Raw genomic sequence first — 10,803 nt, 5'->3', positions numbered from 1 at the left:
AATTTAGTGGTTGAATAAAGGTGATTCATTCTAATATTAGGGTGAATCATCTTTTTTATACCACGTTTATTTGCGACAGCGAACACTAGTGCCACAGGGATGACAAAGGGCTTTTAACTCAATGCTGATATAAGTCTCGCTCTATCTCCAATTATCGTAACAGTGTTATAATTAAATGAGCAAAAAAAGGAAAAAAGTGGATGGGGCATATAACGTATGGATTCGCTTTTTACTGAAAAACAATAATAAAGGAGGGACGAAAAATGATTAAAGCAGTTATGTTCGATTTCGATGGAACATTGCTTAATCGGGATGCTTCTGTACGAAAGTTTATCAGTAACCAATATGACAGATTACTTGATTGCTTCATTCATGTCCCGAAAATAAACTATATTAACAGATTTATTGAACTGGAGAATAGAGGCTATGTGTGGAAAGATAAGGTTTTTCATCAATTGGTAGAAGAATTAAAAATAACGAACCTAACTTGGCAAGAATTATTAGAAGATTATATCGAATATTTTCAATGTTGTTGCGTACCATTTCCCCATCTTACAGAAACTTTAGACACGCTAAAAAGTAAAAAGATAAAGTATGGCAGAACTGTATTTCAGAAGCGCAACATTGATGCACTAAAGATATCCCATTATTTCGACCAAATTATTATTTCAGAAGCAGCAGGAATAAAAAAACCTGATCCGCAAATTTTTAAGCTTGCATTAGACCACTTACAAGTTATGCCAAGTGAAAGTATTTATGTTGGCGATCATCCTGTAAACGATATAGAAGCGGCTCAAGGTTATGGACTTATTGGTATATGGAAAAAAGATAATTATTGGGGGAATCCGGATACAGATTATGTAATAGAGGATTTATGCGAAATTATAGATATAATGAAAGAAAAGGAAACTTTCGAATAATTTTATCCGAAAGTTACTTCCAATTCTGATCAATAAAAGCGTCTCTACCAGATTTGTCACGATCTTCTTTATACTCAGCTTCATTCTTTTTGTAAAAATCTTGATGATATTCCTCTGCTGGATAAAAAGTTACGGCTGGTAAGATTTTTGTAACAATCTCATTTTGGAATCGATTTGAATTTATTAATACTTCTTTTGAATGAATCGCTAATTTCCTTTGTTCCTCATTATGGTAAAATATTGCTGTGCGATATTGTGGTCCGCGATCATGGAACTGACCACCGTCATCTGTTGGATCGATCTGCGGCCAGTATAAATCTAATATCAGTTGATAGGATATTTTATTAGGATCATAGGTTATTTGGACAGCTTCAAAATGACCTGTAGTTCCCGTTTTTACCTGCTCATATGTTGGATCTTTTACCACTCCGCCTGTGTAACCAGATACAACACTTTCTACACCATCCCATTGATCAAATGGCTTTACCATACACCAAAAGCATCCACCGGCAAATGTGGCTTTTTCTAGTTTTCCCATAAGTTGTCTCCCTCTTTTCTATCACTTTCTAATTAAATATACCGTGAATATGTTATGATGTAAAATAGATAGATTGAGGAAGGTGAAATTATGAGTGAAAAAAAATTATTAATTGTAGACGGTATGGCATTATTATTTCGAGGTTTCTTTGCCACATCTTTTACAGGTAATTATATGTTAAATAGTAAAGGTGTACCTCGTAATGGTTTGTTTGGATTTCTTAATTACTTTACGGATGCCATTCATACATTTGATCCCTCTCACGTGATTTGTTGCTGGGATATGGGAAGCAAGACATTTCGCAATGAAATGTATGACGGATATAAAGCTAATCGAAGTGCAGCTCCCGAAGAATTAATTCCACAATTTGACTTAGCAAAAGAGATGGTAGAAGCTTTTCAAGTGCCTAACATAGGGGTAGTTGGCTATGAAGCAGACGACTGTATTGGCACATTAGCGAAACAATTACAAAATGAGTATCAAGTGATAATTGTTAGTGGTGATCAAGACCTATTACAGCTGGTAGATGAACAGATCCAAGTAGCCATAATGAAAAAAGGCACAGGCAATTATGATGTTTTTTCAAATGATAACTTTTATGAGAAAAAGCAATTATCTCCGAAACAAATTATTGATTTAAAAGGTTTAATGGGTGATAGCGCTGATAATTATCCAGGTATAAAAGGCGTTGGCGAAAAAACAGCAATCAAATTATTGAAAGAATTTGAAACAATTGACCGTATGTTAGAAGAAAGATCATCTCTTACTAAAGGTATGCAAAAAAAGTTAGAGCAATATGAAGAAGATTTGACTATTTCTCGTAAATTAGCAGAAATTTTAACAGAAGTTCCTTTAGATTTCTCTGCAGAAACGGCGGTCTGGAAAAATGATCATGATCAGATTGTCCGTTATTTACAGGAAGAATTGGAATTCCATAACACAGATCGTTGGTTGAAGAAACTAAGCAAAGAGCTTGCCTAGCATACAACCATCAATCATAACCTTACAGCGAACGGAATGAAACGAAAACCACGCGTAAGCAACTGACCTTGCTAACGCGTGGTTTTTCATATCATAAAAGAATAATATGAAAATGGATAAATCATTTATATTGAAAGTACATGAAAATTCGATCCGTAAATAAACTTCGCTTTCACTCCAAGGGACAAGTACAACGCCTTGTTGTAGGATTTTTTATCCAGTGGGCTATCTTTTCTAAGGAAAACAAAAAGCACTTCCCTGCGATTGTGTCTGGAAGCGATGCCCTCGGAATACGACTGGTATTCAAACCGTACAGCACCTTCTATATTCGTACATTTCCTGTGGATCACTTATACAGATTTCCTTTCCCGTATTCTTTATCCTTTTATTGAAATCTCTGCAATATCGAAAAGAATTCTTTAATAAATTCGTAGAATACTTGCTCAGACGGGGCTAGTTTTCGATTTTTCGGAATAATAATCCCAACTGTCCGTTTTAGTTCAGGATTTTGAATCGCCACCTTTGCACTATAATAGGGATTCAAATCATTGAATGCACTTTCCGGGAGCAATGTTATCCCGATACCTGCTGCGACTAACCCTTTGATCGCATCTAAATCTTCCCCTTGTGAGGATACCTTTGGTGAAAACCCGGCCTGTTTACAACCATCAATAACTAATTGGTGTAAAACATAACCTTCTGGAAACAGTACGAAATCTTCATTATGCAAATCGCGCAAATTGACGATGCTCTGTTCAGCTAATCTGTGTGTGTTTGGAACAAGTGCATAAAAGCTTTCAGTGAATAAAATATCTCCAATAATATCTGGATGGTCTGTCGGAACAGGTCCTAAAAATGCAACATCAATTTCCCGATTTTCAACCGATTCAATTAAAAAGTTATATGATCCTTGCCTTAATTGAAACCCGATTTTAGGATGTTTCTTTTTAAATTCGGAGATTACAGTAGGTAATAAATTACTGGCTAAACTAGTCGGAAATCCGATTTTAATCGAGCCACGTTCCGGATCAATATATTCATCAATTTGCTTTTTAGCATGATCTATTGCTTTTAATGCCGTCTTGGTATGAGTCAGAAATATTTTCCCAATATGAGTTAAACGAACGTTCCTGCCTTCTCTTTCAAATAATTCTACACCTAACTCTGATTCCAGATTTGCTATTTGTCTGCTAATAGCAGATTGAGCAACATGTAATTCAGCTGCTGCATCTGATACATGCTCTCGCTCTGCAACCTCAACAAAATAGCGTAGTTGACGTAATTCCATAAACTTCACCGCCTAATATATATCGAAATTAGAACATTATGATACTTATTATATATTGTTTAGATTGATAAGAAAACTTACAATGGTATTACACACCTTAAATAGTAATGAACGAATGGGGGCGACAATATATGACATATAATGATTTGCCTAATGCCCAAGGGTTATATGATCCGAGTTTTGAACATGATGCTTGTGGGATTGGCTTATATGCGCATATGAAAGGGAATCAAACGCACGATATTGTCACAAAAGGTTTAGATATGCTATGCAAACTAGAACACCGTGGTGGTCAGGGCAGTGACCCGCTCACAGGTGACGGATCTGGTTTAATGGTACAGATCCCTGATAAGTATTTTAGAAGAGAATGCAAAGACTTTCAACTACCAGCAGTAGGAGACTATGGTGTTGGGATGTTGTTTTTATCACAAAATGAGCAGGAACAACAAGATGCAATCGAAAAAATTAATCAATTAATCGCAAATGAAGGGCAACAATTAATTGGATGGAGAGATGTTCCTGTAAATACGGAACCAATTGGTAAAGGTGCAATGGAAACATTACCAAACATTCGACAAGTATTCATCGCAAAACCAGATCATATCGATGATGATTTAGCTTTTGAACGTAAATTATATATCATTCGTAAACAAGCAGAAAATTGGGCGAAGGAGCAAGGGATCCGCTTTTATTTTCCAAGCTTGTCTAGCCGTACGATTGTATATAAAGGGCTACTAACATCTGATCAGGTATATAAGTTTTATTTAGATCTTCAGGATGAAGATTTTATTTCAGCATTTTCATTAGTACACTCACGTTTCAGTACAAATACATTCCCTTCATGGGAAAGAGCTCACCCGAACCGTTATCTCATTCATAATGGAGAGATAAACACAATTCTTGGTAACATTAACTGGATGCGAGCAAGAGAAAAGCAGTTTGTATCAGACGCATTCGGTGATGATTTAGATAAGATTTTACCAATTATTAATAGTGGCGGAAGTGATTCAGCAACATTGGATAATGCTTTGGAATTTTTTACATTGGCAGGTAGAAAACCAGCACATGCTGCCATGATGTTGATCCCTGAACCATGGGAAAAGAATCCTCATATGGATGCAAAAAAACGTGCATTTTATCAATATCACAGTATGATGATGGAGCCATGGGATGGACCGACATCGATTACATTTACTAATGGTAAACAGATTGGTGCTATTTTAGATCGAAATGGGTTGCGCCCAGCGCGTTACTATGTAACAAAAGATGATTATATTATTTATTCTTCTGAAGTAGGGGTAGTAGATTACGAGGAAGAGAACATTCTATTAAAAGAACGTTTAAGTCCTGGTAAGATGCTTTTAATTGACATTGAAGAAGGTCGTATTATTTCAGATAAAGAGATTAAAGAAGAAATTGCAACAGCCCATCCGTATGAAGAATGGCTGGATGAACAAATTGTACGACTTGATATCAATGCAGAAGATGATGATTATATTGATCCGCAATTATTACAAAAACAAAAAGCATTTGGTTACACAACAGAAGATATTGCAAAATATCTTGTTCCACTAGTTAAAGGTGGAAAAGATCCCATTGGTGCAATGGGTACAGATACACCGTTAGCAGTACTGTCTGAGCGCCCTCAAAGCTTGTTTAATTACTTTAAACAATTGTTTGCACAAGTAACGAATCCACCAATTGATGCATATCGAGAGCAAATTGTAACATCGATGTTGACATGGTTAGGTGGGGAAGGTGATCTGTTGCATCCAGAAAAAACGAAAGTATTCCGGATTCGTTTAGATTCTCCGATTCTATCAAACACACAAATTGACCGTTTAGTCGGGAATAAAGTGGAAGGTGCACAAACTGCAGTTATTGATACAGTGTACCAGGGAAGCTTAGAGGATGCCTTAGAGCGCGTATTTGTGAAAGCCAAGAGCGCGATTGAAAATGGTGCAAATATTATCGTTCTTTCGGATAAAGAAATGGGACCTACTTACCCGGCCATTCCAATATTACTGGCTGTAAGTGGCCTGCATCAATATTTAATACGTGAAGGGATTCGAACAAAAGCAAGTATTATTGCACAATCTGGTGAGACAAGAGAAGTTCATCACTTCGCAGCATTATTAGGTTATGGTGTCGATGCTGTTCATCCTTATCTCGTTTATCAGACATTATATACTCAAATTTTAGCCGATGAACTCGATATGACTTTAGCTGAAGCACAAACACGTTACATTAATATTGTGACAGAGGGAATTATTAAAGTAATGTCTAAAATCGGTATTTCCACAGTGCAAAGTTATCGTGGAGCACAAATTTTTGAAGCAGTAGGAATCAGTAAGAAAGTAATTGAAAAATACTTTACTGGAACTGCTTCACAAATTGATGGAATTGATTTATCTGTAATTCAGTCAGAAACAGAAAAACGACATCGAGAAGGTTATAAAGAAGCGATCGAACTTTCACTTGATTCCGGAAGTGATTTCCAGTGGCGTAAAACTGGTGAGTACCATGCTTTTAATCCGACAACTATCCATACGCTTCAATGGGCTTGCCGCCGTGGAGATTATGACTTATTTAAGAAATTTTCACAGGCAGCGAATGAAGAACGGATTGGCTTTTTACGTAACCTATTTGAATTCAAACAAGGGAATTCTATTCCAATTGAGGAAGTGGAATCGGCTGAGTCAATTGTTAAACGTTTCAAAACAGGTGCTATGTCTTATGGTTCCATAAGTCAGGAAGCACACGAAACTCTTGCAATAGCAATGAATCGCTTAGGTGGTAAAAGTAATAGTGGTGAAGGTGGGGAAGATCCTGCGCGATTTGAAGTTGATGAGAATGGAGACTTGCGCTCAAGTGCAATCAAACAAGTAGCCTCAGGCCGTTTTGGTGCAAAGAGCCATTATCTTGTCAATGCAAAGGAATTACAAATTAAAATGGCACAGGGTGCAAAGCCTGGCGAAGGTGGCCAGTTGCCAGCGACAAAAGTGTATCCATGGGTAGCAGATGTTCGTGGTTCTACACCTGGTGTTGATTTAATTTCACCACCTCCACACCATGATATTTATTCAATCGAGGATTTAGCACAATTAATTCATGATTTAAAAAATGCAAACAGGGACGCACGAGTTAGTGTAAAACTTGTAGCGAAATCAGGTGTTGGTACAATTGCAGCAGGTGTTGCAAAAGGGAATGCAGATGTTATTTCTGTAGTAGGTTATGATGGCGGAACTGGTGCAAGTCCAAAAACTAGTATTAAGCATGCTGGTTTACCGTGGGAATTAGGATTAGCGGAAGCCCACCAGACATTAATGCTAAATGGACTTAGAGACCGAATTATATTAGAAACAGATGGGAAGCTGCTAACAGGTAAAGATGTTGTTATGGCAGCACTTCTTGGGGCGGAAGAATACGGATTTGCAACAGCACCTTTAGTGGTGATTGGGTGTGTGATGATGCGTGTTTGTCATATTGATACATGTCCTGTTGGTGTTGCAACTCAAAATCCTGAGCTACGCAAGAAGTTTACAGGTAATCCAGATCATGTAGTTAATTATATGATGTTCTTGGCACAGGAAGTACGCGAAATTATGGCACAGCTAGGCTTTAGAACAATTGATGAGATGGTTGGTAGAACAGACGCATTAGAAGTGTCAAACCGTGCGAAATCCCACTGGAAGGCAAAACATCTTGATTTATCGACATTGCTGTATCAAGTAGATGGTGAAAGAATTAACCGAACAAAGCAAGATCATAAAATTGAGGAATCACTTGATATAACAGCAATCTTACCAGAAGTATCAACAGCCATCGAAACAGGAGAAAAAGTTGAGGCTTCATATAAAATTAAAAATACCAATCGTGTTGCAGGTTCAATCGTTGGTAGCGAGATATCGAAAAAATATGGTGAAGAAGGCTTGCCTGAAGATTCGATCACACTAAACTTTACCGGATCAGCTGGCCAAAGTTTTGGTGCATTTATTCCAAAAGGGATGAAAATGATCGTAAATGGTGATGCGAATGACTATGTCGGAAAAGGGTTATCTGGTGGCAAAATTATTGTCAGGGCATCAGATAAAACGACTATAGATCCTGGTAATAATGTTATCGCAGGAAATGTCTCTTTCTATGGTGCTACGAGTGGAGAAGCATATATAAATGGATATGCTGGAGAGCGTTTTGCTGTCCGTAACTCTGGTGCAGATATTGTGGTAGAAGGTGTCGGCGATCATGGTTGTGAATATATGACAGGTGGTCGTGTCATTATTTTGGGTAATGTTGGTAAGAACTTCGCTGCAGGTATGTCAGGCGGGGTTGCTTATGTAAAGCCTGATAATATTGAGACATTTAAATCATTAACTAACGATGAGTTAGTACAATTCGAAACATTAACCAACCCAGAAGAGATAGCAGAGGTAAAAGAATTAATTGCTAATCATTTTGAATATACGAAGAGCAATAAAGCTGCAATTACATTACAGAATTGGGAAAAAGAAGTGAATAAATTTGTGAAAGTTATTCCAACAGATTATAAGCTAATGCTTGACCAGATTAAATGGTTTGAGGATAAAGGCTTATCAACGGAAGATGCGCGTTATGAAGCATTTAATGCAAAAAAAGATAATAAAATGACGGTATCTTTAAATAATGAAGAGGTAATGACAAAGTAGAAAGGAGACAGATGAGATGGGGAAAGCAACTGGTTTTATGGAATTTGAACGACAAACAGCCAACCAACGTGAACCTTTGGAGCGAATTCATGACTGGAAAGAATATTCTGCTCCTTTCTCTGACGAAGTAGCTAAAACACAAGGGGCGCGCTGTATGGATTGCGGAACACCATTCTGTCATATTGGAATGGACATTGATGGGGCAACATCCGGTTGTCCTGTCTACAACCTTATCCCTGAGTGGAATGATTTAGTTTATCGGGGTAAATGGAAGGAAGCCCTGGAAAGGTTAATGAAAACAAACAACTTCCCTGAATTTACTGGCCGTGTTTGTCCAGCACCTTGTGAAGGATCATGTACTGTAGCGATAAATGATCCCGCTGTAACGATTAAAAATATTGAGCAGAAAATCATTGATAAAGGATTTGAAAATGGCTGGATCAAGCCGCGAGTCCCGAAACGCCGTACAGGTAAGAAAGTAGCAATCGTTGGTTCAGGGCCTGCAGGTTTAGCAGCAGCTGACCAATTAAATCAAGCTGGGCATTCTGTTACAGTATATGAGCGCCAAGATCGTGCTGGTGGTCTATTAACATACGGTATTCCTAATATGAAATTAGAGAAAGATGTTGTTGAACGCCGTGTAAATTTATTAAGACAAGAAGGCGTTGATTTTATTCTGAACACTGAGGTTGGAAAGGACATTTCTGCCGATGAGATTAAATCGAATCATGATTCAGTGATTTTATGTACTGGTGCGCAAAAGCATCGTGATTTGCCATTAGAAGGAAGAGATGCAGAAGGTATTCGTTTTGCAATGGATTACTTAACGGTTGCAACAAAGTCTCTCCTTGATGAAACGGTTCAAGTAGAAGATGAATTGAACGTAGCAGGGAAAGATGTCATCGTAATTGGTGGTGGTGATACAGGGGCTGATTGTATAGCAACAGCATTACGTCAAGGCGCAAAAAGTATTGCCCAATTCGGTAAACACCCTCAGCTTCCAATCAAACGAAATGATGACAACATGTGGCCGGCATTTCCAAATGTGTTTAGTCTGGAATACGCTCATAAAGAAGCAAAAGAGAAATTTGGTGCAGATATTCGTGAATACTCCATCCAAACGAAGAAATTTGTTAAAGATGAAAATGGCAAATTAAAAGAACTTCATACAGTTCAGATGAAAAAAACACGGGATGAAAATGGTATGTTCGTTTTTGAAGAAATACCAGGAACAGAACAAGTTTGGCCAGCCCAACTTGTGCTTATCGCAATTGGTTTTGAAGGCGCAGAACAGCCAGTACTTCAAGCATTTGATGTAAAAACAGAAAGAAATCGTGTGAATGCCAAATATGGCGATTTCCAAACAAACATTGAGCATGTATTTGCTGCTGGGGATGCACGACGTGGTCAAAGTCTGATTGTCTGGGCGATTAATGAAGGTAGAGAAGTGGCTTACCAAGTAGATCAATATTTAATGGGAGAAACTGCTTTACCATCTGTAGTCAATATGTAATCAAGGAGTCTGTATAATACAGGCTCCTTTCATCTCTTTACTGAATAATGTCATAGAGTTACGTATGGTTTAAAAGTGGATATGTTCGTAATTCCAGGCGAATTAAATCCCAGGAAGAAATAATTCCAAGTGGAACAGTTTGCTCATCTCCTGTTTTCGTAATAACGATTGCTTCCAATTTCCTGTTTTGATTCATGTAATGTTGGAATATTGCCTGTGCATCAAATATTGTTGCATTCTCTGATAAAAATGCAATATTCGCTTCCGTTTCAAATGAAAATACATCTTGAATCAGACACTGATCTATTGAGCTCGAATCATAAAGGAATCTCGTTGCAAGCCAATGCAAAATCGCACCTTCTGTCAGTAATCCAATGCATTTATCTTGACGATAAATCGGGAATTGCGAAAAATGTTTACTAGTTATCACCTTCAATACCTCAGAAATAGATGCCTCCTCCTTAAAGAATTCTACAGGCTTGGAAGCATAATTAATAGCTAATGGTGGACGACTCAGAGTACTTGCAATTTGTTCTAACTCTTCGACAACTTCAACATGTGGTTCCGCAATATAAAATTTTTGTTTAATTTTTCGGTGGATCATCGCATTTCGTAATTTATTACATTGCTTTAATAATCCGAAGTGTGCTTGGATTATTTTATGATGAGGTTTTGCTTTCTCTAATACTTCAGTAAATGAGATATGATTGTTTACTTCATGTGCATATTGACATAATTGATCATGTATTTGATTAAATGCAGCTTCAAACCGTTCAGATAATTCGTTATTTTTTTTCACCATATAATCACCTTTTTCTCTGAAGAATAGGACATAATTAACATTGTATTAGTAGAGAAATGTCTAATTCCCTTTAATT

Annotated in this window: 7 protein-coding genes; 4 read left to right on the top strand and 3 right to left on the bottom strand. The window is 37.3% G+C overall.

Features of this window, described 5'->3' with window-relative positions:
* Nucleotides 1-263 precede the first annotated feature (263 nt).
* Nucleotides 264-920, top strand: a complete 657-nt coding sequence (locus tag ACFOY7_RS15455) for an HAD family hydrolase (RefSeq protein WP_390253157.1) — start codon at nt 264-266, stop codon at nt 918-920.
* Between the two features lie 13 nt (nt 921-933).
* Here the strand turns inward: ACFOY7_RS15455 and msrA are convergent, their stop codons facing one another.
* Nucleotides 934-1,458: a peptide-methionine (S)-S-oxide reductase MsrA gene (gene msrA / locus ACFOY7_RS15450; RefSeq protein ID WP_390253153.1), complete on the bottom strand. Its 525-nt coding sequence runs from the start codon at nt 1,456-1,458 to the stop codon at nt 934-936.
* A gap of 90 nt (nt 1,459-1,548) precedes the next feature.
* Between msrA and ACFOY7_RS15445 the strand changes: the two genes are divergently transcribed.
* Nucleotides 1,549-2,439: a 5'-3' exonuclease gene (locus ACFOY7_RS15445; RefSeq protein WP_390253150.1), complete on the top strand. Its 891-nt coding sequence runs from the start codon at nt 1,549-1,551 to the stop codon at nt 2,437-2,439.
* 385 nt (nt 2,440-2,824) lie between these two features.
* On the opposite strand, the gene ACFOY7_RS15440 is transcribed toward ACFOY7_RS15445, so the two are convergent.
* Nucleotides 2,825-3,727 carry a LysR family transcriptional regulator gene (locus ACFOY7_RS15440; protein ID WP_390253147.1) on the bottom strand — a complete coding sequence of 301 codons (903 nt, stop codon included), beginning with the start codon at nt 3,725-3,727 and terminating at the stop codon, nt 2,825-2,827.
* 131 nt (nt 3,728-3,858) lie between these two features.
* On the opposite strand from ACFOY7_RS15440, the gene gltB reads away from it, so the two are divergent.
* Entirely contained in the window at nt 3,859-8,412 is a 4,554-nt protein-coding gene (gene gltB / locus ACFOY7_RS15435; protein WP_390253145.1) for a glutamate synthase large subunit, read from the top strand.
* 16 nt (nt 8,413-8,428) lie between these two features.
* Nucleotides 8,429-9,925 (top strand): glutamate synthase subunit beta, encoded by a 1,497-nt coding sequence (locus ACFOY7_RS15430; RefSeq protein ID WP_390253143.1) that lies wholly within the window; start codon nt 8,429-8,431, stop codon nt 9,923-9,925.
* A 58-nt stretch (nt 9,926-9,983) separates the two neighbouring features.
* Here the strand turns inward: ACFOY7_RS15430 and ACFOY7_RS15425 are convergent, their stop codons facing one another.
* Nucleotides 9,984-10,727 (bottom strand): CBS domain-containing protein, encoded by a 744-nt coding sequence (locus tag ACFOY7_RS15425; RefSeq protein WP_390253141.1) that lies wholly within the window; start codon nt 10,725-10,727, stop codon nt 9,984-9,986.
* Nucleotides 10,728-10,803 lie beyond the last annotated feature (76 nt).

Origin of the sequence: Gracilibacillus xinjiangensis (assembly GCF_042651765.1) — a bacterium.
Lineage (GTDB): Bacteria > Bacillota > Bacilli > Bacillales > Amphibacillaceae > Gracilibacillus > Gracilibacillus xinjiangensis.
Note: the sequence above shows the minus strand (reverse complement) of the source record. Positions and strands in the feature narration are given on the sequence as shown.

Excerpts from the sequence above, each read along its gene's own strand:
- ACFOY7_RS15430 (WP_390253143.1), top strand. The coding sequence starts at position 8,429 with ATGGGGAAAGCAACTGGTTTTATGGAATTTGAACGACAAACAGCCAAC.
- ACFOY7_RS15440 (WP_390253147.1), bottom strand. The coding sequence starts at position 3,727 with ATGGAATTACGTCAACTACGCTATTTTGTTGAGGTTGCAGAGCGAGAG.
- ACFOY7_RS15445 (WP_390253150.1), top strand. The coding sequence starts at position 1,549 with ATGAGTGAAAAAAAATTATTAATTGTAGACGGTATGGCATTATTATTT.
- ACFOY7_RS15455 (WP_390253157.1), top strand. The coding sequence starts at position 264 with ATGATTAAAGCAGTTATGTTCGATTTCGATGGAACATTGCTTAATCGG.
- gltB (WP_390253145.1), top strand. The coding sequence starts at position 3,859 with ATGACATATAATGATTTGCCTAATGCCCAAGGGTTATATGATCCGAGT.
- ACFOY7_RS15425 (WP_390253141.1), bottom strand. The coding sequence starts at position 10,727 with ATGGTGAAAAAAAATAACGAATTATCTGAACGGTTTGAAGCTGCATTT.
- msrA (WP_390253153.1), bottom strand. The coding sequence starts at position 1,458 with ATGGGAAAACTAGAAAAAGCCACATTTGCCGGTGGATGCTTTTGGTGT.